At 67.0% G+C, this 21,074-nt stretch carries 18 protein-coding genes and 2 pseudogenes; 7 read left to right on the top strand and 13 right to left on the bottom strand.

What is annotated here, in order from left to right:
• Positions 1-270 precede the first annotated feature (270 nt).
• Together FUT88_RS04495 and FUT88_RS04490 are read left to right on the top strand one after the other, a co-directional pair.
• Positions 271-2,237, top strand: a pseudogene (locus tag FUT88_RS04495) (NRPS-independent rhizoferrin synthetase).
• Entirely contained in the window at positions 2,234-3,478 is a 1,245-nt protein-coding gene (locus tag FUT88_RS04490; protein ID WP_147213998.1) for a rhizoferrin export MFS transporter, read from the top strand. The pseudogene FUT88_RS04495 and the gene FUT88_RS04490 overlap by 4 nt, the downstream one beginning before the upstream one ends.
• Here FUT88_RS04490 and FUT88_RS04485 read toward each other — a convergent pair.
• The 5 genes and pseudogenes from FUT88_RS04485 to FUT88_RS04460 form a co-directional block, all read right to left on the bottom strand.
• Positions 3,466-4,656, bottom strand: a complete 1,191-nt coding sequence (locus FUT88_RS04485) for a VanZ family protein (RefSeq protein ID WP_186829236.1) — start codon at positions 4,654-4,656, stop codon at positions 3,466-3,468. The two genes, FUT88_RS04490 and FUT88_RS04485, sit on opposite strands and share 13 nt — an antisense overlap.
• 115 nt (positions 4,657-4,771) lie before the next feature.
• Positions 4,772-5,435: pseudogene (locus FUT88_RS27075) on the bottom strand (ABC-type transport auxiliary lipoprotein family protein).
• Positions 5,436-5,444: 9 nt separating this feature from the next.
• Positions 5,445-6,413, bottom strand: a complete 969-nt coding sequence (locus FUT88_RS04470) for an MlaD family protein (RefSeq protein ID WP_147213994.1) — start codon at positions 6,411-6,413, stop codon at positions 5,445-5,447.
• Entirely contained in the window at positions 6,413-7,291 is an 879-nt protein-coding gene (locus tag FUT88_RS04465) for an ABC transporter ATP-binding protein (RefSeq protein WP_147213993.1), read from the bottom strand. The genes FUT88_RS04470 and FUT88_RS04465 overlap by 1 nt, the downstream gene beginning before the upstream one ends.
• On the bottom strand, positions 7,288-8,412 hold the full coding sequence (locus FUT88_RS04460) for an MlaE family ABC transporter permease (protein ID WP_147213992.1): 1,125 nt from the start codon (positions 8,410-8,412) through the stop codon (positions 7,288-7,290). Before FUT88_RS04460 ends, FUT88_RS04465 begins: the two co-directional genes overlap by 4 nt.
• 187 nt (positions 8,413-8,599) lie before the next feature.
• Between FUT88_RS04460 and FUT88_RS04455 the strand changes: the two genes are divergently transcribed.
• The 3 genes from FUT88_RS04455 to FUT88_RS04445 all read left to right on the top strand — a co-directional run bounded on the left by FUT88_RS04455 (position 8,600) and on the right by FUT88_RS04445 (position 11,240).
• Positions 8,600-9,481: a biotin--[acetyl-CoA-carboxylase] ligase gene (locus tag FUT88_RS04455; protein ID WP_147213991.1), complete on the top strand. Its 882-nt coding sequence runs from the start codon at positions 8,600-8,602 to the stop codon at positions 9,479-9,481.
• A complete protein-coding gene (locus FUT88_RS04450; RefSeq protein ID WP_147213990.1) occupies positions 9,478-10,359 on the top strand; it encodes a type III pantothenate kinase in 882 nt (293 codons plus the stop codon). The genes FUT88_RS04455 and FUT88_RS04450 overlap by 4 nt, the downstream gene beginning before the upstream one ends.
• Positions 10,360-10,454: 95 nt before the next feature.
• On the top strand, positions 10,455-11,240 hold the full coding sequence (locus FUT88_RS04445; protein ID WP_147213989.1) for an SPOR domain-containing protein: 786 nt from the start codon (positions 10,455-10,457) through the stop codon (positions 11,238-11,240).
• Between the two features lie 4 nt (positions 11,241-11,244).
• On the opposite strand, the gene rfaE2 is transcribed toward FUT88_RS04445, so the two are convergent.
• Entirely contained in the window at positions 11,245-11,742 is a 498-nt protein-coding gene (gene rfaE2, locus FUT88_RS04440) for a D-glycero-beta-D-manno-heptose 1-phosphate adenylyltransferase (RefSeq protein WP_027678400.1), read from the bottom strand.
• A 73-nt stretch (positions 11,743-11,815) separates the two neighbouring features.
• Positions 11,816-12,670 (bottom strand): ferritin, encoded by an 855-nt coding sequence (locus FUT88_RS04435; RefSeq protein ID WP_004633768.1) that lies wholly within the window; start codon positions 12,668-12,670, stop codon positions 11,816-11,818.
• Between the two features lie 404 nt (positions 12,671-13,074).
• Here FUT88_RS04435 and FUT88_RS04430 point away from each other — a divergent pair, with 404 nt between their 5' ends.
• Positions 13,075-13,770 carry a glutathione peroxidase gene (locus tag FUT88_RS04430; RefSeq protein ID WP_147213987.1) on the top strand — a complete coding sequence of 232 codons (696 nt, stop codon included), beginning with the start codon at positions 13,075-13,077 and terminating at the stop codon, positions 13,768-13,770.
• Here FUT88_RS04430 and FUT88_RS04425 read toward each other — a convergent pair whose 3' ends face one another.
• The 5 genes from FUT88_RS04425 to FUT88_RS04405 form a co-directional block, all read right to left on the bottom strand.
• Positions 13,771-14,955, bottom strand: a complete 1,185-nt coding sequence (locus FUT88_RS04425; RefSeq protein WP_186829235.1) for a patatin-like phospholipase family protein — start codon at positions 14,953-14,955, stop codon at positions 13,771-13,773.
• A 3-nt stretch (positions 14,956-14,958) separates the two neighbouring features.
• Positions 14,959-15,846, bottom strand: coding sequence for a PhaM family polyhydroxyalkanoate granule multifunctional regulatory protein (locus FUT88_RS04420; protein WP_147213986.1), 888 nt, complete (start codon positions 15,844-15,846; stop codon positions 14,959-14,961).
• 56 nt (positions 15,847-15,902) lie between these two features.
• A complete protein-coding gene (locus FUT88_RS04415; RefSeq protein ID WP_147213985.1) occupies positions 15,903-16,721 on the bottom strand; it encodes an enoyl-CoA hydratase/isomerase family protein in 819 nt (272 codons plus the stop codon).
• Positions 16,722-16,801: 80 nt separating this feature from the next.
• Positions 16,802-17,965 carry an ABC transporter substrate-binding protein gene (locus FUT88_RS04410; RefSeq protein ID WP_147213984.1) on the bottom strand — a complete coding sequence of 388 codons (1,164 nt, stop codon included), beginning with the start codon at positions 17,963-17,965 and terminating at the stop codon, positions 16,802-16,804.
• An 83-nt stretch (positions 17,966-18,048) separates the two neighbouring features.
• Positions 18,049-19,053 (bottom strand): LLM class flavin-dependent oxidoreductase, encoded by a 1,005-nt coding sequence (locus FUT88_RS04405; RefSeq protein WP_147213983.1) that lies wholly within the window; start codon positions 19,051-19,053, stop codon positions 18,049-18,051.
• A gap of 103 nt (positions 19,054-19,156) precedes the next feature.
• Here FUT88_RS04405 and FUT88_RS04400 point away from each other — a divergent pair, with 103 nt between their 5' ends.
• Positions 19,157-20,065 (top strand): IclR family transcriptional regulator, encoded by a 909-nt coding sequence (locus FUT88_RS04400; protein ID WP_147213982.1) that lies wholly within the window; start codon positions 19,157-19,159, stop codon positions 20,063-20,065.
• Positions 20,066-20,074: 9 nt separating this feature from the next.
• On the opposite strand, the gene FUT88_RS04395 is transcribed toward FUT88_RS04400, so the two are convergent.
• Positions 20,075-21,067: a fumarylacetoacetate hydrolase family protein gene (locus tag FUT88_RS04395; protein ID WP_102064381.1), complete on the bottom strand. Its 993-nt coding sequence runs from the start codon at positions 21,065-21,067 to the stop codon at positions 20,075-20,077.
• Between the last annotated feature and the right edge of the window lie 7 nt (positions 21,068-21,074).

Genomic DNA, 21,074 nt, shown 5'->3' with positions numbered 1-21,074 from the left:
GACTCCGTCACGCGCGATCCATAGATTGATGGAATAGTGTTGCAAGTGCGAATAATTCTCATCTACACTGCAGCGCACCAAATGGCGCCTTCGCAGCAGACCCGCTGCTCGCATTGCGTACATACCTAGAAGAACGACCCGCGCTTGCAGCTTCCTCACAGGAGCCTTGCATTCCCGCCTGCCTCTGACGCGGCCCCTACATCTGGACCCCCTGTGCTGCAGGGCCGAGCCCCGCTCGCCTGCACACGCTCATGTCCCGTAGGAGCCCTCGTGCAACGTCGATCTGATACCGCCGCCCACACCGAAACCGCATCTGCTGCCGCCGCGGCCGGCAACCTCCGTCTTGAATCCATTCCCGCGCTGCGCGACGCCGGCGTGCAGCCCGAACATTGGTCGGCAGCGCAGCAGTTGGCACGCCGCCGGGTGCTGTCGCGCCTGCTGCAGGCGCTGTTTCGTGAAGCGCTGCTCAGCGCAGACCAACTCATCGCCGATACGCGCGCCGATGTGACCTTGCTGCCGATCTGGCAGCAGCGCGTGCTGTTGCGCTTCACCGGCTTGCGGCCGGGCGCGCTCGGTAGCTGGACGCTGACGGGCGACGTCGCTGTCCTGGCGCACGATCGCCCGCCCATGGCCATCGAGCGCCCCTCCGCCCTGCTCCACTGGCTCACGCCCATGCTCGACATGGGCGATGCCGCCGACGCCCCTCGCCTCGCCGCCATTGCCCGCCTTGCGACGGAACTGGACAACAGCCAGGACAACGACACGCTGTGCCAAGCCTATCGGCTCGCCTGGGGCGAGCGTCTGGCTGCCGAGCACCGCGCCGCGGCGTCGCAAGACGCGTTGGCCTTGCTCTGCGGCGACGGCACGCCGCACGCCCTGGCGCGTACCGAGCAATGGGGCACCGGCGGCCACCCGTGGCATCCGGCCTACAAGACGCGGCTGGGCCTCGCGCCTGAGCAGGTCATCGCGCTCTCCCCCGAATTCGAGGCACAGGTGCCGCTCGGCCTGGTGGCCGTGGCGGCGCATCGTCTGCAGATCACGGCGATGGACGGTGTGCAGCCCTACGCCGACTGGTTCGCGGTGACCTTCCCCGACGCCATGGCGGCGTTTCGCAAAGCCCTGCTGGCACGCCAGCTCGCACCCGAAGCGTGGCTGCCGCTGCCCGTCCACCCTTGGCAGCGCGACACGACACTCGGCGAGACCTTCGCCACCGAATTTGCCGCGGGCGAACTGATCCGCCTGCCGGACATCAGCATCGCCGCCCGGCCAACGATGTCATTCCGCACGGTGGCCGCCACGGACGCGCCGGGCGCCCCATGCTCAAGCTGCCCGTGAGCATGCGGCTGACGAGCGTCGAGCGCACCGTGTCGCCCAAATCGGCCGTGATGGGCCCGCGCGTGAGCGCGCTGCTCGAACGCATCCTCGCGAACGACGCCGCGTTGGCAAGCGTCCTGTCAATCGTGCCGGAACGCCACGGCATCCACTTGGCCGGCACGGACGATGAGCGCGCGCGCCATCTCTCGATGATCGTGCGTGACAACCCGACCACGCGCATTGCCGGCAACGAGCGGCTGCTGCCGGTCGGCGCGCTCTTCACGCCGGACTTCACCGCCGACATGACGCAGGCAGCGGCGCCGATGCTGCTGGATACCGTGCTGGCGCGCCAGGCCGGCGGCACCCGCGCCGAGCGGGCCGAACGTTTCTTCGAGGCATACCTGCGCGTCGCCATTCCGGCCATCGTCGGCCTCTACCTGCGTTACGGCATTGCGCTGGAGGCGCATCAGCAGAACACCTTCGTCGTCATCGACGCGGCCGGCATGCCGGTGCGGCTGGTGGTGCGCGACTTTGGCGACGTGAAGATCGCGTTGCCAACGCTGCAGGCACAAGGCTTCTCGATCACGCCGTTCCGCGCCGGCCACACCACGTATCCCGATCGGGACATTCCGCGCAAGAAGCTGATCCACGCGTTCCTGCTGTGCCATATCGGTGAACTGGCGCTGGGGCTGTTTCCCGACCACGGCAGCACGGCCGGGCTGCGCCAATGGCGTGATGCCATGCACGCCGTGTTCGAGGCAAATCGCACCACCGTGGATGCCGACACGTGGTCGCACGAGCGCCACGCGCTGCTGGAAGCGCCGTGGACGTTCAAGACGTTTGTCCGCATGCGTCTGCGCGACCAGTCCGACGACATGCACGCCGCGCTGCCCAACCCGCTGCGCGCAGCGGACCGAGCATGAGCCCGGCAACGCCCGTCCACACGTGGCGCAGCGCCATCCGGTGGCTCCTTGTCATCCAGGCCCTTTCGATGGGCGCCATGGAGATGACGGGCCCGTTCTGGCCGCTGTTTCTGCGTGAACTGACGCCGTTGCCGGCGGTGCCGTTCGCGTGGGTGGCCAGTGCAGCCTACTTTGCACCGATGGCGGCCACGCTCGTCACCGCGCCATGGTGGGGGCGCCTCGCCGACCGTGTCGGACCCAAGCCGATGATCCTGCGGGCGCTGGTCGCGCTGGCGGCGTCACAGCTGTGGTCCGTCTATGCAGACTCGGCGGCCAGCGTGCTGTTGGCGCGTACGGTCCAAGGCGGGCTGGCGGGCTTCCTGGCGGCCGCGCAAATCTATGCGATGCGCGTGGCGCCGCCTGACATGCGCCGCCGCGTCTTCGCCGATCTGCAAACCGTCACGGCATGCGGCAGCTTCATGGCGCCGCCGGTTGGTGCGTGGCTCGTCGCGTGGATGGGTTTCCGGATGGCGAACACGGCAGGCGCGCTCGTCATCCTGGCGTGCATTCCGCTGGCGATGTTCTGCTTGCCAGGGATTGCCCCCGCTCCGCGCAACACAGCAAAACGAGCCGCCGAGACGTCGCAAGCACGGCATGCCCCGTTGGGCGGCCTGGTGGTCGGCTTGCTGCTCGGCATGGTCGCCGTGCAGGCGGCGCGCGTCATGCCGCAGGGCTTTCTCGCGCCGTACATCACCGAGACGCTGCATGGCTCGGTGATGCTGGCCGGTCTCGCCTACAGCGCCACGGCCGCGACGCTGGCGCTGTCTGCGCGCTGGTGGGCAAAGCGGTTTGCGGGACTGCCCGTGCATGTCACGCTGGGGCGCGTGTGCGCATTGACGGCGGTCTGCGGCGTCACCGCGCTCTGGCAAGGCGTTGCGCAAGGGGAAGCCGGCTTCATCGCCGCACGCCTGGCCTGGGGCCTGTGCCTGGGCGGCCTGCTGCCGGTCCTCAACAGCCTGGTCGCTGAGACGAGTCCGGAAGATCGTCAAGGTTTTGCGTTGGGATTGTGCAGCAGCGCAGCCAAGGGTGGCGCGCTTATCGGCCTGGGCGTGGCCGCGCTGTCGACGGGCCTGTTCGGGTGGCGCGCGGGTTTTGTCGCCATGGCGGCGATGTACCTTGCGGCACTGCTGGCGCTGATTGCGGTACGCCGCGCAGCGTCACCGCGTGCTGCATCGGCTGCGGCGCACGCTCAACGCGCCTGACGTCCGGCGCGCCGCTGCAGCTGTGTCTGCTCGGCGCGCCAGGCCAGATAGCCCAGGCCGAGAAACGGCCACAACCAGCCGATCCATTGCGACAGGCTGTTGAAATGGACGAAGCGCCCAAGCCGCCAGCTCTGCGCCGACACCCACGAATACGGGCTCGGCGGCAGCACGTTGGACAGGATGATCAGCGCGATCAGCAGGGCCATGGCCAGCGCACCACGCAGCCAGCGCGGCAGCCGCACCAGCAGCACCAGCACCAGCGAGCCGACGACCAACCCAAAACGCGCGCCGGACGAAAGCCAATCCCACGCGCCGCCCAGCGGAAACTGCAGCACCGTCGCCCCCGCCTTCACCAGCAGCGCCCCGGCCAGCAGCGCAGCCAGCAGGCGCAGCATCGGCGCGCCGCGGCGCATGGCCACGCTGGCCAGCAACCCGGTGCCGATCCAGCTGCAAGCCGTGATGAGCGCTTCGAGCAGTTCCTGGCGCTGCAGTGCTTCCGGGTGCGCCGTCAGCTTGTCCTGCCAGTCGAACAGCTCCGGAAACCAGCCGTTGACGAGGTTGACCACAAACGCATCCGGCGATGGATCGAGCAGGATGCTGCGGATCACCCCGCCCATGCTGAAGAGGAATTCCTGCGGAAAGATCTGCGCGAACGGCCACACCAGCATCAGCAGGATTGCAAAGGTCGCATGCGGCTCGAACCAGCGGCGGCGCAGACGGCGCAACCCGCCCCGGTCGATGAGCCGCGCTGAAAACGGCAGCATGACGATGCCGCCGAGCAAGGCGCCCAGCGTGTTCGTCGCCAGGTCGACATTGGACGACACGCGCGTGGGCAGATAGGTCTGGATCGCTTCCATCGCGCCGGAAAGCAGCAGCCCCGCCAGCAGCGACAGCAACACCGCGCGCCACCCCGTGATGCGCGGATGCAGCGCCAGCACCGTCAGCATGCCCAGCGGCATGTAGCCCCACACGTTGGTGAGCAGGTCGAAGCCGGTGTTGTAGCGCGGCAGCGGTGCGCTGAGGAAGGCAAACGGCGACACGCCGGTGTCTGTCCAGCCCGCAAACGGATACAGGCTTGCGTAGACAACCAGCAGCACGAACCACCCCAGCCCGGCGCGCGCAAGCGGCGAGTGACGATGCGAGGTGGGCGCGGCGGGTTGCGAGTGGAAGTCCGTCACCGGAGAAGCTGCAATCGAAAAGGAGGGGCGGACGTGCCCGGAAGAAGCCGCCCATGATAGCGTCCGATGCCGCGCATCACGGATGGTTCCTCCATCCGGTTGAGAGGTCGGGAGATCAACGCCGGCGCGTACCGAATGCCGCCCCCGGCGTTGCGGGCCCGGCAGAGGTCGACGCCGCCAGCGGCAAGCCGGCCACCCAGTCCAGCACCTCGCCGATGGCCTTGTCCGACGCCTGCGTCAGTGCCGCCACACCACCCGCTGCATCAGGGCTGGGCGCCGGGGCATCGGCCTGCACCACACGCTGATCGATCACGCCGCGCGCGAGCGACACCGTCGCCCGCAACCGCACCACGCCGCGGCTGGCTTCGGGCCTGTCGAACACCTGTGAGAAGTCGACCAGCTCGACGCGCAAGCTCGGCACATCGGGCGTGGGATAGCCCACCACTTGGCCGCGCGCGCGCCGCGTTGCGCAGACGCGCATCGAACAGGTTGACCGGCGATTCCACCCAACGGCTGTTGGCGTAGACGTCGGTGCGCTGGCTTTGCGCATACGCAAGGCGGTAATAGATGGCGTTGCCGTCCATCCAGCCCGGGCCGGCCACGTCGGCCACGCGCAGGGCGGTGGGCAGGCGCGCGCCAGCGCTTGCGGCAGGCGCAAGGCCAAAGTCATACAGGGCAGCGGGCGCCACGGGCGCGCTGGAGCAGGCTGCCAGGAGCGACAGCGCCATCAGCGCAGGCAGCGCGTGCGCGCGGCGGAACACAGCAGACAACATCGGCATGGATTCTCCTCAGGGCTGGGCCGAAGCGCGGGCGGCGGGTGCGGTAAAGCCCGTTTCACCGGGGCCAGGCGCGCCGGGTGCGGGGCCAAACAGCACGCTTTGCGGCCGGGCGTTGAAGTCGGTCACGGCATGATCGAAGCCGCGCACGGCCTGGCGGGCCTCACGCGCAAAGCCGTTGAGCTGCGGCAGCGTTTCGTACGTCAGCACATTGGCGGCGGATTGCATCGACTGCGTTGCCGCCGTCAGATCCGTGCCGGCACCGGAAAGCGTCGTCATCAACGGCCCCTTCGGATCCGACAGCGACTGCGTGAGCTTGCGCGTGGCCACCAGCGTGGAATCGAGGTTGTCGGCAATCTGCGGCAGGCGGCGCATGGTCGGTTCAGCCTGCTGCGCGAGCGTGCTGTAGGCGTCCATCGTCTTCTGGAACGATTGCAGCGACGCGGTGACCTGCTGGCGATGCTCGTCGTCAAACATGATCGACAGCGAGCTGAGCGTCTGATCGAGCTTGGAAAGCATCTGGTCGCCGCGCTTGTCCAACTCGTCGAGGAAGCCGGCTTCCATGCGGATGCGCGCGGGGTTCTTGTCTGATGTAGCGAGGTGCGTCGGGTTAGGCGCGCGCTGGCTGTTGTCGAAGCCGCGATCGTCCAGCTGAACATAGGCGAGACCCGTCACACCCTGATAGGCCAGTCGGCCGTACGTGGTGGTGGTGATGGGCGCATCCTTGTCGACCAGCACGCGCACGACGATCTGCCCCGGCACCTTGTCGTCAAAGCGGATGCTGTCGACCTTGCCGACGTCCAGCCCGCGGTACTTCACAGAAGCCTGCGGGTTGAGCCCGTTGACGGTCGAACGCGTGACGACGTCGTACGGCAAGCGCACCGTCTGGTCGCGGTTGAACCACATGACGGCCAGGCCGATGAAGATGACCAGCCCGATCGTGAACAGCCCGGCCAGGAATGCGTGGGCCTTGTTTTCCATCAATCCTCCTGCGTCGAAAGCGAGGCTGCAGCCACCGCCTCCGTCATCTGCGGGCCCAGCGCCATGAGGGCCCGTTTGCCCCGTTCACCGAGGAAGTATTCCTTGATGAACGGATGATCGATCTGAATGATCTGGTCCAGCGGCTTGGCCGCCAGCACCTTGCGATCCGCCAGCACGGCAATGCGGTCGGACAGTGCCACCAGCGTGTCGAGATCGTGCGTCACCATCACCACGGTCAAGCCCAGTTCCTGGCGCAACTCGCGGATAAGCGCGACGTAATCGTCCGACGCGCGCGGATCCAGCCCGGCCGTCGGCTCGTCCAGAAACACCAGCTCGGGCTCCAGCGACAACGCCCGCGCCAGCGCCACGCGCTTGATCATCCCGCCCGACAGGTCCGACGGCATCTTGTCGGCATCGGTGGATTTGAGCCCGACCATCTGCAGCTTCAGCATCGCCACGCGCTGGATGAACGCATCGGGCAGCGTGCGCAACTCGCGCATCGGCAACGCCACGTTGTCGATCACGGACAACGCCGAGAACAGCGCGCCATGCTGGAACTGCATGCCCCAGCGGTTGCGCATCGACTGCAGATCGTTGCCGACCTGGCAGGTCAGCTCTTCGCCAAAGATGTGGATCGTGCCCGAGGTGGGTTTCTCCAGCCCCACCACCTGGCGCAGCAACGTCGTCTTGCCGCTGCCCGAACCGCCGACGATGGAAAGCACCTCGCCGCGAAACACGTCCAGATCGATGTTGTCGAGCACGGTCACCTTGCCGTAGCGCTTGGTGACGTTGCGCACTTCAATCACGCGTTCGCGCGCGGGCGTGATTGCCGTCGGCGCCGCTGCGTGCTCGATGTGAGGATGGCGGGGCCGCGTCATATCCCGACGTCCTTGAAGAGGATGGCGAACACCGCGTCTGCCAGGATGACGATGGTGATCGACACCACCACCGACGTGGTCGTGCCTTCGCCCAGGCTCTGCGTATTGGGCTGGATGCGCAAGCCGAAGTGGCACGCCACCAGCGCGATCAGCATGCCGAACACCACGCCCTTGCCGATGCCGAGCCACAGGTTGGCCACCGGCACCGCATCGGGCAACGAAGTGATGAAATACGTCGGGCTGATATCGAGTTGGAACTTGGCCGCCAGAATGCCGCCCGCCAGCGCGAGCAGATCGGTCCAGGCCACAAGCAGCGGCATGGCAATCGCCAGCGCAATCACCTTGGGCAGGATCAGCCGGAAGCCGTGCGAGATGCCCATCACGCGCATCGCGTCCAGCTCTTCGGTCACCCGCATCACGCCGATCTGCGCCGTGATGGCCGAGCCCGAACGCCCGGCCACCAGAATCGCCGCCAGCACCGGCCCCAGCTCGCGGATGATGGCCATCCCCAAAATGTTGACGATGAAGATGCTGGCCCCGAATACGCGCAGCTGGTTGGCCGACAGGTAGCTCAGCACGATGCCGATCAGGAAGCCCACCAGCGCCGTGATGCCCAGCGCCTTGTAACCCGTGCTGTAGATGTTCGCGGAGATCTCGCGCCAGGGCCCGCGATGCGGCGCACGCAGGAACCTGCCGAAGTCGAACACCAGCTGGCCGACCATGGCGATGCCGTCGCGCGCGTGATCGAAGAAATCGAGCATGCCTTCGCCCAGGATCGCCACGGGGTTCATGCGCGGGGCAAGGCGCTGCTTCCAGCCGCCCGGGTCGAGCTTGGCAACGCGATCGAGCATGCGACGCTGGTCGGGCCGGGCGTCCAGGTGTTCGGGCCACTGGTTGCCCCACGCGCGCCAGAGCAGTTGCGCGCCAAAGTGGTCGATCCGGCCGACTTCAGTCAGGCACCACGCGTTGGCTTTGTCCAGCCCGGCGCGGATCTGCTGGCGCGCGCCGCGCACGCCGGCGCGTTCGGCCAAGGCAAGCGTGGTCCAGTCGCCGGAGAGAAAGGCGACGGAACGTCCATCGACAACGCGTACCTCGAGCTGCGGTGTACGGCAGGTGATCAAACGGTTCTCCGTAAGCGGTGATGCCGGATATCGGTCGAATTGTAGCCAACGCGCCGCCAAACGCTGTCACACTGGCTGCCACACTGTGAGGCCTCTGCGTCGCTTGAAGCAAGCGCCAGACCCGCGTTTGACGCGCCGCTCGTACAATGCGCGCATTCTTAGTGCGAACCTGATCGCCCGTTTTTTTATGTCTCTTGCCGAACCCTCCGCGCGGTGGCGCCTTGCGCGCGAGCGTATCCAGCCCCGCGGCCCGGCTGCCGGCTGGCCTATCGATGTGGTTGAAACCACCGGCTCCACCAGCGCAGATCTGATGGCCGCGGTACGCGAGGCCCCCTGGCCCGCCAACACGGCGATTCGCGGCCAGGCCGGCACCGCGCCGCTGCTCGGCGCCCGCGTGCTTGCCGCGCAGCGCCAGACGGCAGGACGCGGCCGCCAGGGGCGCCCATGGGGCGGCGACCACGGTCTGACCTTCTCCGTCGCCTGCGCGTTTGCGGGCGAGCCCGCGCAGCTCGGCGGCCTGAGCCTGGCCGTGGGTGTGGCCGTGGCCGACGCCGTGGCCGGGTACGCGGAAGCGCGGGGCGGCAGCGGACAAGCGCTCGGCCTCAAATGGCCCAACGACGTGCAGATCGCCGGGCGCAAGCTGGCCGGCATCCTGGTCGAGACCGTGCGCAAGGAACCGGGCCAGACCTGGGCCGTCATCGGCATCGGCCTGAACCTGGAACGGCCACGCGTGTTGGAGACCACGCTCGGCCGCGGCCTGTCGGGCGTGGAAGAACTGGTGGATGCGCCGGAACCGAACGCCGTGTTCTCGGCGCTGCTCACGTCGCTCGGTGAATACCTGCAACGCTTCGGCGCACAGGGCCTGGCGCCGTTCGTGGCGCCGTTTGCCGCCCGCGATGCCTTTGCCGGCGAACGCGTGCGCCTGTGGCAGGACGGCACCGTGGTGCTCGAAGGCGTGGCGCATGGCATCGACGCGCAAGGCCGCCTGGCGATCGAATCCGGTGGACGGGTCCAGTGGGTCCACAGCGGCGAGGTTTCCTTGCGCAGCGCAGACGCGGAGCAGCCATGACACGCCTGAAGGCCTCTGCCGCGCACGCCGCCTCTGCCCGTCCGCTGTTGCTGATCGACGCGGGCAATACGCGCATCAAATGGGCGTGGATTGCCGGTGGTGCCGATGCCGAACTCGCCCTGCCGGAGGAGCCCGGCGGCACGCCCTGGCAGCATGCCGGCGCCCGCGCGCACGATCGATTGGCCGAACTGGTGGAAGACTGGCGCGATTGCCACGCCGCCGGCGTTGCGCCGCCCGAGGTGTGGATCAGCGCGGTGGCCGGTCCGGCACTGCGCGATGCACTCACCGCGCGCATCGCCCGCGTGTTCGACGGCGCGCGCGTGCGCATTGCGGCATCGGAAGACGCCACCGCTGGCCTGCGCAATGGGTATCGCGACCCGTCGCAGCTCGGCACTGACCGATGGGTCGGCGCGGTCGGCGCCCGCCATCTGTGGCCCGACACCGCCCTTCTGCTCGTGACGGCTGGCACCGCCACCACGCTCGACATCGTCACGCCGGATGGCCTGTTTGCCGGTGGCCTGATCCTGCCCGGCCTCACATTGATGATGCGCGCGCTGTCCCGCAACACGGCGCAGTTGCCCGAAGTCGATGTCAGCTACCTGAGTGCGGGCGACGTCGTGGCACCACCCTGGGCCGACAACACGCAAGACGCCATCGCGCTGGGCTGCGTCATCGCGCAGGCGGGCGCGATTGCGCAGACGTGGATGGCACTGCAAAAGCAGCATCCCGGGCCGGCACGCTGCGTGCTGAGCGGCGGGGCGCGCGCTGCGCTGGGGCCGCATCTGCGCATGCCGTTCCAGATGCACGATAATCTCGTGCTGCTTGGCCTGCAGGTGCTGGCGCGCGCGAGCCGGGAAGGTGCCGCGACGCTGGCGTAGTCTCACTTGGCCGCGCTGTCTTCGTCTGACGTCTTACCGTTGCTGCTGTGTTCCTGCATTCCGAACCACCGTCCGAATCCACGTCCGTTCGCACCATGACGCTTCGCCTCGCCCTGCTGCTCCTGCTGCTCGTCAACGGCGTTCTGCTCGCGGCCAATACCGGCGTGTTCGGGCCCGAAGTGTCCAAGGCGTGGTTCGAAAGCGAGCGCGAGCCTGACCGCATGCGCCGCCAGATCCGTACCGAAGAGATCCGCATTCTCGAGCCGGCACCCGCTTCTGCCCCAGCCGGCGGCGTACCCAAATCGGCGCCGGGCTCGTCGTCAGCCGCTTCCACGCCTGCCGCGTCGGGCCCACAGGCCAACATCGAACGCACGGCTCTGTCCACCGCCACCACCGCTGACAGCGGCGGCAGCTGCACCGAACTCGGCGGCCTGACCGAAGCACAGGCCACGCGCGGCCTCGATCAGATCAAGCAGCTGCCCGGCGTGCAGGTTGAGCGCATCACGCGGCAGGAAGACAACCGCTGGTGGGTCCACATGCCGGCCCGCGACACGCGCGACGACGCCGATCGCAAGGTGGCCGAACTCAAGCGCCGCAACGTGGCGGATTCAGCCATCGTGCAGGAAGGCAATACGTTTGTGGTGTCGCTGGGCCTGTTCCGCGACAAGGAGCGCGCGCAGCAGCGTCTGGACGAACTGCGCGCCAAGGACGTGCGCACCGCGGTGGTCACGCAAACACGCCGACTTGGCGCGCAGACCACGCTGCGCGTGACGACCACCGCCGATGCGGCTTCGGGCGTCGCAGCCCAGCTGGCCGCACTCAAGAAAAACCTGGGCGCCGAAGACCTGCACGCTTGCGCGGCGGTCACGGCATCGCGCTAAACGCTCAAGACGTCGCGCGCACGCGCTTGAGCAGCGCCGTCGTCGAGCGATCGTGCTCGAACGGAATCGCCAGCGCCGTGCCGCCCCAGCTGCGCACCACACGCGTTTCTTCCAACGCATCGATGTCGTAGTCGCCGCCTTTCACGTAGATGTCAGGGCGCACGCGCTTGATGAGTTCGACCGGCGTGCGCTCGGCAAACAACACCACCAGACTCACCGCTTCGAGGGCGGCCAGCACGGCAAGGCGATCGTCCTGTGTGTTCAGCGGGCGGTCGTCGCCCTTGCCGAGCATCCGCACCGAGGCGTCGGTGTTCACGCCCACCACGAGCGACGCGCCAAGCGCACGCGCCTGCGCCAGATACGTGGCGTGACCGCGATGCAGGATGTCGAACACGCCGTTGGTGAAGACCAAGGGGCGCGGCAAGGCGCGCACGCGGGCTTCCACGTCGGCGGCGTCGCAGATCTTCTGTTCAAAGGCGGGTGCGGGCTGGCGAGCGGTCATGGCAAAAGCGGAATCGGAGTGGAAAACAAAACGCCCATCGAATCGATGGGCCGCTGGCTGCCAGTGGCAAGGATCAGGCAGCTTGTTCGGCCGAGCCGAGCAGACGTGCGTTCAGTTCCTTGCGGTAGCGGTTCAGGTCTTGCACGGTTTCAAAGGTGCGCTCGAACAGCAGGCCCATGTTGTGCAGGATGCGCTCGATGACCTTCTTTTCCCAGCCGGCGTCGAACTTGATCTGCTCGTCCAGCCAGTGCTCCAGCCAATCCGGGTTCGGCAGGCGCGACTGCACCGTGTCTTGTGGGAACAGCGCCTTGTTGACGTGCAGGTTGGTCGGGTGAAGCGGCTTTTCGGTGCGACGCGCCGAGGCCATCAGCACGCCGATCTTGGCGAATGCGCTGCGCGCGCTGTCGCCAAACTGGCCGAGGTACTTCTTCATGTAACGCAGGTAGGCGCCGCCGTGGCGGGCTTCGTCCTGCGACAGATGCTTGTAGATCGCCTTGATGACCGGCTCGGTGTGCCATTCGGAGGCACGGCGGTACCAATGGTTCAGGCGGATTTCGCCGCAGAAGTGCAACATCAGCGTTTCCAGCGGCGGAGCCGGATCGAATTCGAAGCGCACGTTGTGCAGCTCTTCTTCGGTCGGCACGAGGTCCGGACGGAAGCGGCGCAGATACTCCATCAGCACCAGCGAGTGCTTCTGCTCTTCAAAGAACCACACGCTCATGAACGCCGAAAAATCGGAGTCGTGACGATTGTCACGCAGGAACATCTCGGTGGCCGGCAGGGCTGACCACTCGGTGATGGCATTCATCTTGATGGTCTGCGCTTGCGCGTCGGTCAGCAGCGACGCATCGAACGTGTCCCACGGAATATCCTTTTCCATATTCCAGCGGACCGCTTCCAACGACTTGAACAATTCGGGATAGAGCATGGTAAGCCTTTGAATTTGCAGGCGGATTCTAGCAGACATGCTTGACCGGGCCCTGTTTTTCGTGGTTGCCCGAGCAAAGTTCTGTGTCTGCCCGTTTCCTCGTGACAACAGGCCTGCCGATGCCACAGTTGCAAGGTGGCTTGGCGACCCCCTGACGCACGACGCAGTCGCGCGTTGTCTCGCGGTACACCGCGATGTGATCGGCAGCACGCGGCCACCGTCTTTTGTGTCGGACCGGGTCATCGCCCGGCGAGTTCTTCAGTATAGAAAGTGCAGCGATCCGTGCGGCGGATGGCGCGCCACGCATACCGCACATCCCACATGGGGCGACCCCGGCGCGTTATACCCTAGACTGAAGACAAACTCCCGCTCGCCGGCTGAGCGTCCGCTTTTGGAGGATCGCCATGTTGTTTTCTGCCACCGCGTCCGCACGTCGTCCGCGCCTGCAACTGCACACGTCGGGCGTCCTGCGTCGGCACCATCTGCTCATGATCGCCATTGCGATTGCCATTGCGGTCATCGCGTTGCTGCTGCCGCGCACTGGGCACGCTGCGACGGCCGGCGTCACCCCTGCAGCACAAGCGCCGGCCGCTGCAGGTGCCTGCCCCGCCAGCCTGAATTTTCGCGTCAAGCGCCTGCAGGACGACGCGCCACAAGACCTTTGCCAATATGCCGGCCGCGTCCTGCTGGTCGTCAACACCGCCAGCTATTGCGGCTATACGCATCAGTACGAAGGGCTCGAAGCGCTGTACGCAAAGTACCGTGACAAGGGGCTGACGGTGCTGGGGTTTCCGTCCAACGACTTCCAGCAAGAACCCGGCAACAGCAAGCAGATCGCCGACTTTTGCTACAACACGTACGGCGTGAAGTTTCCGATGTTCTCGAAGACGGCTGTGGTGGGGGCGAGCGCGTCGCCGCTGTATGCGTGGCTGGCGACGCAGACGGGCCAGCCGCCCAAGTGGAATTTCCACAAATACCTGCTGGACCGCACCGGCCGCGTGGCGGCCGTGTTCCCGAGCAGCGTCGAGCCGAGCGACCCGGCGCTCATCAAGCGCATCGACGCGTTGCTGGCTGAACCGTCGACACGCTCGTCGCGCTGATCAGGCTGCGCGCATCGTATCCGGAATCGCGCCGTACAGGAACGCCGCCAACTCATCGCGGCGCGCCTGCACATCGCGCTCGCCCAGGTCGATCAATTCCTGCGTGAACTCCGGCTCAAAGAGCAGATAGCTGGCGAATGCCGCCCCCCGCGCCTCAGTGCCGCCCAGCGGCTTGAGCAGTGCGCGCACCGTGCCCGGCAGGCGCTGCACGTGGCGGGAAGCAATCAGTTCGATGCGCTCGGACGGCGCCATGACCAGCACCTCGATCTTGCGCCAGCCGTCGCGTGCGTCGGCAATCTCGGGGTTGCGGGCCACCATGGCGTTGACGTGTTGCAGCCGCTCGATATCGGCCGAAAGCCCGTCGAGAAAGATGCTCGCCAGCGCCTGCCCGGCAATCTGCGCCAGCGACGGATAACCCGACGCCGGTACCGTGTCGTACCAGCCCGGCTGCGAGCGGGACGCGGCACCCACCACCAGAATGCGATTCGCGCCCAGATGAATGGCGGGGCTCAACGGCGACATCTGCCGCATCGTGCCGTCGCCGAACCATTCGTCGTTCCCTTCGAGCGGCACCGGCTCGGCCGGGAAGACGAACGGGATGCTCGACGACGCCAGCATGTGCGATACGCCGATCTGATCCGACACCGCAATCCGCTGCGACCGCCGCCACGGCAGCACCACGTGCGGCGATTGATAGAACGTGACGTGACGCCCCGTGGTGTAAGACAGCGCGGTGATGGCCAGCGCGCGCAGCGCTCCGGCGTCGAATGCAGCCTGCACCTGCTGACCGTCGTGTTGCGATTCAAGCAGCTCGCGCAGCGGTGTGTTGTCGAACAGCGCGCGCGGCGTGCGGCCGGTCATCCAGCCGAACGCCAGTGCGGTCAGCCAGCGCGCGCCGCTGGAGCCGACGCGGCCGACGTCCGTGCGATAGACGCGATCGGCATGCAGGCTGCCCCAGAGCTGGGTCAGCGCCTCGGTAGCGAGCGTGAAATCCTGCGCGCCGCGTGCGAGGCCCAGACTGTTGATCGCGCCCGCCGATGTCCCGCAAATGACGTCGAACGGCGTGCGCGCCACATCCGGCGCATACTCGCGCGCCAATCCTGCGATGCCGCGCAGCACGCCGACCTGATAGGCGGCACGCGCGCCGCCGCCCATCATCAAGAGTGCAGTGCAGTCTGTCGACATCGATCAGGGCGCGTCGTTGTTGGGCTTATGCGATGCAGATTTCGCGGGCGTTTTCTTGGCAGCGGCCTTTTTGGTGGCGGGCTTCGCCGTCTTGCCTGCAGGGGTCTTGGCGGCCGGCTTCTGCGCCGACTTGGCGGCAGCGCGTTTGGGCTTGGCCGGCGCCGGCGTGCCTTCGATATCTTCCGGCGCGGCATCCAGGCCTTCCGCGCCCGGGGCGCCGCCAAACCCGGGGAAGCCGCCCGGGAAGCCCGGCATCAGGTTTTGCGGCATCGGCATGGCCGCCGCCGCGGAGCTGGCGATCTGGTTGAACTGCTGCTGCAGCATGTTCCACCACGGTGAAGGGTCAAGCGCGGCCGCGGCGGCGCGGGCGGCTGCTTGTGCCTGCGCAGCGGCCTGGGCTTGAGCCTGGGCATTCTCGGCGCGGGCTTCAGCCTGATCGTCGTCGGTGTCTTCTTCCGCCTCGTCTGCGTCTTCAGGCGGTTCGTCTTCGGCCGGCTTGGCCGTGGCGGCGGTGTGCGGCCAAGCAGGTTTGGATGCCTCGTCGGAAGACGATGCCGACGAGGACGCGTCCGGCGTCAGCCCGTCGAACGCAGACTTCATGGCCTCGGGCGACAGTGCGGAGCCGAACGTCTGCAAGGCCACCAGCGTGGCGCGCTGCACCTCCAGGCCCTGGATTGCCGTGCGCAGCAGGCTGGCGTTCAGTTGCAGCCAGCTCTCCACGGCGCGCAGGTCGTGGATGCGCTTGTCGATTTCCTCAAGATCCATCGGCGGCGCGGCAAAGCTCGCCATGTTGGGCATGCCGCCACCGGCCATCCCGGCAAAGCCGCCCCCCCACAACTTGCGCAAGAATTCAAAACCGCCTTCGGCGAAATTGGGCATCTGGGTGAACATGGTGTCTCCTACAAATCGGTCGAGGGTCGGGCGCGCTTGCGAGTCTTCATCTTCAATCACGCGCCGTCGAACGTGGGCGGACGTTTCTGGCGCAGGCTCGCAATGCCCTCGCGCACGTCGGGGCCCGCAAAACCCATGAATTCAAGCGCCAGCGACGTATCGAAACTTGGGCCGGCCATGCGCAGCCAGTTGTTCAGCGCGTACTTTGTCCAGCGGATGGCCGTCTGCGAACCGGCCGCCAAGCGCTCGGCGACTTCGAATGCGCGGTTGACGAGTTCCGATTCGGGCACGGCCAGCGAAACCAGCCCGATGCGCTCGGCCTCCTCGCCGGTCATGGATTCGCACAGCAGCAGGTAATACTTGGCCTTGGCCATGCCGCACAACAGCGGCCAGACAATCGCGGCATGGTCGCCCGCCGCCACGCCCAGGCGCGTGTGGCCGTCGACGATGCGTGCATCCTTCGCGGCGATCGAAATATCGGCCAGCAATCCGGCGACCAGCCCTGCCCCCACGGCCGGGCCGTGCATGGCGCTGACAATCGGCTTGTCGCAGTTGATGACGTTGTAGACGAGGTCGCGCGCCTCGTGCCAGACCCGCGTGCGCACCTCGAAGTCGTCGGCCATCTGCTCGACGAGGTGCAGATCGCCGCCGGCCGAGAAGCCCTTGCCCTCACCGCGGATCAGCGCGACGCGCACCGACGGCTCGGCGGACACATCGCGCCAGATTTCCGCCAGCTCGCGGTGCAGGCCGGCATCGGCGGTGGACAGCTTGCGGTTGGCGGACTGCGCCGCACCCATCACGATTTCGAGGATCGGGCCGTGCTGGACGAGCGTCAGCGCCTGGTAGCGGGCAAAGCGGGGAGCGAGCGAGGTCATGGCGTCCGAGGTAATGGATCAAGCATAGCGGATGAGACTGCGCGTGCAACGCGGGATGTGCGCCATCGTCACCGTCACTGTCACTTCGCGGTATCGGCCAGGTGCCATTGGCCGCGGCGGATCTGCGCCATCACGCGGGCACGCTGGTCCAGGCCGACGTGGTCTTGCGGGCTCATGTTGACCACGCCGGTGCTGGTCGGCAGATCGCGCACCTGCTCCAGTGCGTCGCGCAGCGCCTCGCGAAAAGCCGGCGTGCCCGGCTTGGCGCGCTTGAGCGCCACCGGCACCGCGCGCTGTAACAGCAAGCCGATGTCGCCCGTGTAGGCGGCGAAGATCGAGACGCTGCCCTTGCCAAAGGCGGCCTCGTAGCGATGCGCAAAATCCCGCGCCTGCTTCTTGGTCGGATTGGCGTCTGACAATTCGGCCGCAACCATCACGGGGCCGGTCGGCACGTAGGCGCCTTCGCAGTCCTTGCCGCACAGCTTGACGAAATCGTTGTTGGATACGCCGTGGTTGAAGTAGATCTTGCCGGTGTAACCACGCTCGGCCAGCGCGCGGGCTGGCAGTGCGGCGGGCGTTCCGGAGCCGCCAATCACCACCGCGTCGGGCTTGTTCGCCAGCAGATGCAGCACCTGCGCGGTCACGCTGTTGTCGGTGGGCGAAAAACGCTCCGTATCAGTGATGCGGATGTGCTTGAGATCGGCAAAGCGCTGCACCTCCGCAAGGAAGGCCTCGCCTAGCGCGTTGGCAAAACCGATGTAGGCGATGGTCTTCACGCCGTGCGCGGCAGCGTGCTCGGCAATCAGCGAGGCCATGTGCGAGTCCGAATGCGGCGTCTTGAAGATCCAGCGCCGCTTGGCGTCCATCGGCTCGATCAAGCGGGCAGACGAGGCCAGCGAGATCACCGGCGTCTTGCCTTCGGCCGCCGCGTCGATCATCGCCAGCGTATTCGGCGTCGTGGACGAGCCGACGATCACGTCAACGTTCGACTCGCTCATCAGCTTGCGCGTGTTGGTGACCGCGCGCGTGGTGTCCGATGCATCGTCGAGCACGATCACGTCGACTTTTTCACCGCCGATCTCGCGCGGCCACAGCGTGGTGGCGTTCTTCTCGGGCTGCCCCAGCGACGCCTGCGGCCCGGTGGCCGACACCGTGACCCCGATGCGAATATCCGCCAGCGCGGCGGAAGACAACAAAGCCAAACCAGCCAGTACGCCTGCGTGTCGCCGCTTCGGTCGCTGCATTGGGGTCTCCTCCCGTGGTTTGGCAGTGAGCGTAGCGGTTTTGCGACGGTTTGGCGATGCGGAGTCTCCCAGGCTGGACAGGTTCAGGCAGCGAGCGCCGTGATGCCGGCGCGCGGCAGCGCATCCTCCACCAACGCGCGCATCGATTCGAGCACGGCCGATTGCGGCATCAGCCCGAAGTTGTGCAGCGCCATCACATGGTCGACGCCCATGTCGGACAGCTGCGCGAGCTTTTCAGCCACCGCGTCGGGCGTGCCGAACAACGACAGGCCGCTGGCGAGCACATCGTCGTACGTCTGGCGACGCGCGTAGAGCCGCGTGGCGACGTACAGGTCGAATGCGTCGGCGGCCGTTGCACGCACGGCGGCTTCGGTCGGGCCCACATGCGTGTGCAGCGCGACGGCCGCCATGCCGCGCGTGTCGGCAATGCCTGCTTCCGCCAGGCCACGGCGGTATTCGTCCATCAACGTGCGGATGTCCTCAAAACTCTCGACCGAGGCATACGGCACGAACAGCATGCGCCGCCCCTGCCGGCCAATGTGATACGCCGCCTCTCGCCGCAGGATCGCCACATGGATCGGCACGCGGGCCTGCACCGGCAGAACGTTGAGGCGCACGTCGCGCAGCGTGTGGAACTGGCCCGCGTGATGCACGCGCTCGCCGGAAAGCAGGCGCTCGACAAGCATCAGCGCTTCGTCAAAGCGCTCGCGCTTGACGGCGGGGTCGACGTCGTAGCCTTCGAACTCGTGCTTGAGGTAGCCCGAGCCCACGCCCAGCGACAACCGCCCGCCCGAAAGCGCATCGACCATCGCGTAGTTCTCGGCTACCGTGGCCGGATGATGGAAGGTCAGGATCGAGATGGCCGTGCCCAGTCGCAGGCGTTGCGTCTGCGCGGCCAGATGCGACAGAAAGACTGCGGGGTTGGGAACGGCGCCGTACTCGTGAAAGTGATGCTCGGCCACCCAGAAGGTGTCGTAGCCGAGCGCTTCGGCGTGGCGCGCCTGGGCGATGACGTCTGCGTAGAGTTGCGGCAGACTGCGGGGCCGGTCGGGGTAATGGTCCTGCACGGAAAAGATCGACAGCTTCATGGCGTCTCCCGGTTTCGAGGTCTTTTCCAGCGCGCAGGCCGCCGCGCCGGTTGTATCTTTTTACGTAACGCGTATCTTATAAAGCGACATCCGAGACTTCAAGATGCCCATCGACGACCCGCTGCCGCCGGATACCTCACCCGAAGACCTGCCCACAGAAGACGCCACGCCGGAACGCACCAGCGCCGGCATCCAGTCCGCCGAGATCGCGCTGAGCGTGCTTTCGGCGATGGCGCATGCCGGTGGCGCCCATGCCGTCTCCGAACTCGGTCGGCAGCTGGGCATGCCGCGCGCGAAGGTGCATCGCTATCTGGTGTCGCTGGAACGCATGGGTTTTGTCGAGCAGGACCCGGCCTCCGCCCGTTACCGGCTGGGCGCGCAGGCGTTGCAGGTGGGGCTGTCGGCGCTGTCCGACGTGGATTTCGTGCGCGAGGGCAGCAACCTGCTGCCCAAGCTGGCCGAACGGCTGAACGAAAGCGTGTTTCTGTCGATCTGGACCGCGCGCGGCCCCGTCATCGTGCGCTGGGAAGACAGCGGCCGGCCGGTGGCGGTCAATGTGCGGGTGGGCTCGGTCATGCCGCTGCTGAATTCGGCCACGGGCCAGGCGTGCGCCGCGTGGGTGCCCGAAATCCAGATCGTCTCGCTCATCGACCGTGAATTGCGCGGGCCCGGCGCCGGCAAGGCGGGCCTGACCGACTGGCTGAACTGCCGCGCGCGCTGGCAGGCGGTGCGGCAGGAAGGCGTCGCGCGAATCGGCGGGACATTGGTGCACGGCATCGATTCGGTGGCCGTGCCGGTGCTCGATTCACAAGGCAAGCTGGCCGGGGCCATCACGGCGCTGGGCTTGTCCAGCGTGTTCGATTCGAGCCTGGAGGGGCCCGCGTCGCGGCTGCTGCGCGAGGCCGGGCGGACGCTATCGCTGCGCCTGGGGTATCACGGGCAGGCGCTGACGGCCGGTGCCGCTGCGCCAAAGCGGGGGCGCCGTCCGCGGACGGCACCCGAATCCGCATAAGGAAAAGTCTTACGCCTGCGTGCCCGGCGCAACAACTTCCTGGTCGATCGCCCCGAAAATCGACACGCCGTTGGCGTCGAACATCTCGATCTTCACGGTGTCGCCATAGCGCATGTATTCGGTAACGGGCGCGCCGGATTCGATGGTTTCCAGCATGCGTTTCTCGGCAATGCACGCGTACCCCTTGCTGCGGTCCACGTTCGAAATCGTGCCGGAGCCGACGATGCTGCCCGCGCGCACGTTGCGCGTCTTGCAGATATGCGCGATCAGCTGGCCGAAGTCGAACACCATGTCGGTGCCGCACTCGGGCTGGCCAACCTTCTTGTTGTTCCAGCGCACCGTCATCGGCAGATGCACCTTGCGTTCGCGCCAGGCCTCGCCCAATTCATCGGGCGTGACGGCCACGGGTGAAAACGCCGTTGCCGGCTTGCTCTGGAAGAAGCCGAAACCCTTGCTCAACTCAGCCGGGATCAGATTGCGCAGCGACACATCGTTGGCCAGCATGATCAGGCGGATGCCCTCGGCGGCGGCGGCCGGCTCGGTGCCCATCGGCACGTCTCCGGTGATGACGGCCACCTCGGCTTCGAAATCGATGCCGAACGCTTCGCTGCGGCAGACGATGGGGTCATGCGCGCCGGCCAGGTCATCCGAGCCGCCCTGGTACATCAGCGGGTCGGTCCAGAACTCGGGGGGCATCTCGGCGCCGCGCGCCTTGCGCACCAATTCAACGTGGTTCACATAGGCCGAGCCGTCGGCCCATTGGTACGCGCGTGGCAGCGGCGCCATGCAATTGGCAGCGTCGAACGCAAACGGATGGCGTGCTCGGCCCGCGTTCAGCTGGTCGTACAGATCCTGCAGTTGCGGCGCATGGAAGGCCCAGTCGTCGAGCGCGCGCTGCAGCGTGCCGGCGATGTGCGTGGCGAAGTGAGCGGTCTTCAGGTCGCGCGAGACCACGGCGAGTTGGCCGTCGCGCGAGCCATCCTTGAGGGTGGCGAGTTTCATGTGCGTT

The sequence above is a fragment of the Ralstonia sp. TCR112 genome, assembly GCF_007997035.1.
Lineage (GTDB): Bacteria > Pseudomonadota > Gammaproteobacteria > Burkholderiales > Burkholderiaceae > Ralstonia > Ralstonia edaphi.
The sequence above is the reverse complement of the archived record's forward strand: the minus strand, read 5'-3'. Positions and strand labels throughout refer to the sequence as shown.

Coding starts and splice junctions, on each gene's coding strand:
- FUT88_RS04490 (WP_147213998.1), top strand. CDS start 2,234: ATGAGCCCGGCAACGCCCGTCCACACGTGGCGCAGCGCCATCCGGTGG.
- FUT88_RS04470 (WP_147213994.1), bottom strand. CDS start 6,413: ATGGAAAACAAGGCCCACGCATTCCTGGCCGGGCTGTTCACGATCGGG.
- FUT88_RS04465 (WP_147213993.1), bottom strand. CDS start 7,291: ATGACGCGGCCCCGCCATCCTCACATCGAGCACGCAGCGGCGCCGACG.
- FUT88_RS04455 (WP_147213991.1), top strand. CDS start 8,600: ATGTCTCTTGCCGAACCCTCCGCGCGGTGGCGCCTTGCGCGCGAGCGT.
- FUT88_RS04450 (WP_147213990.1), top strand. CDS start 9,478: ATGACACGCCTGAAGGCCTCTGCCGCGCACGCCGCCTCTGCCCGTCCG.
- FUT88_RS04445 (WP_147213989.1), top strand. CDS start 10,455: ATGACGCTTCGCCTCGCCCTGCTGCTCCTGCTGCTCGTCAACGGCGTT.
- rfaE2 (WP_027678400.1), bottom strand. CDS start 11,742: ATGACCGCTCGCCAGCCCGCACCCGCCTTTGAACAGAAGATCTGCGAC.
- FUT88_RS04435 (WP_004633768.1), bottom strand. CDS start 12,670: ATGCTCTATCCCGAATTGTTCAAGTCGTTGGAAGCGGTCCGCTGGAAT.
- FUT88_RS04430 (WP_147213987.1), top strand. CDS start 13,075: ATGTTGTTTTCTGCCACCGCGTCCGCACGTCGTCCGCGCCTGCAACTG.
- FUT88_RS04425 (WP_186829235.1), bottom strand. CDS start 14,955: ATGTCGACAGACTGCACTGCACTCTTGATGATGGGCGGCGGCGCGCGT.
- FUT88_RS04420 (WP_147213986.1), bottom strand. CDS start 15,846: ATGTTCACCCAGATGCCCAATTTCGCCGAAGGCGGTTTTGAATTCTTG.
- FUT88_RS04415 (WP_147213985.1), bottom strand. CDS start 16,721: ATGACCTCGCTCGCTCCCCGCTTTGCCCGCTACCAGGCGCTGACGCTC.
- FUT88_RS04410 (WP_147213984.1), bottom strand. CDS start 17,965: ATGCAGCGACCGAAGCGGCGACACGCAGGCGTACTGGCTGGTTTGGCT.
- FUT88_RS04405 (WP_147213983.1), bottom strand. CDS start 19,053: ATGAAGCTGTCGATCTTTTCCGTGCAGGACCATTACCCCGACCGGCCC.
- FUT88_RS04400 (WP_147213982.1), top strand. CDS start 19,157: ATGCCCATCGACGACCCGCTGCCGCCGGATACCTCACCCGAAGACCTG.
- FUT88_RS04395 (WP_102064381.1), bottom strand. CDS start 21,067: ATGAAACTCGCCACCCTCAAGGATGGCTCGCGCGACGGCCAACTCGCC.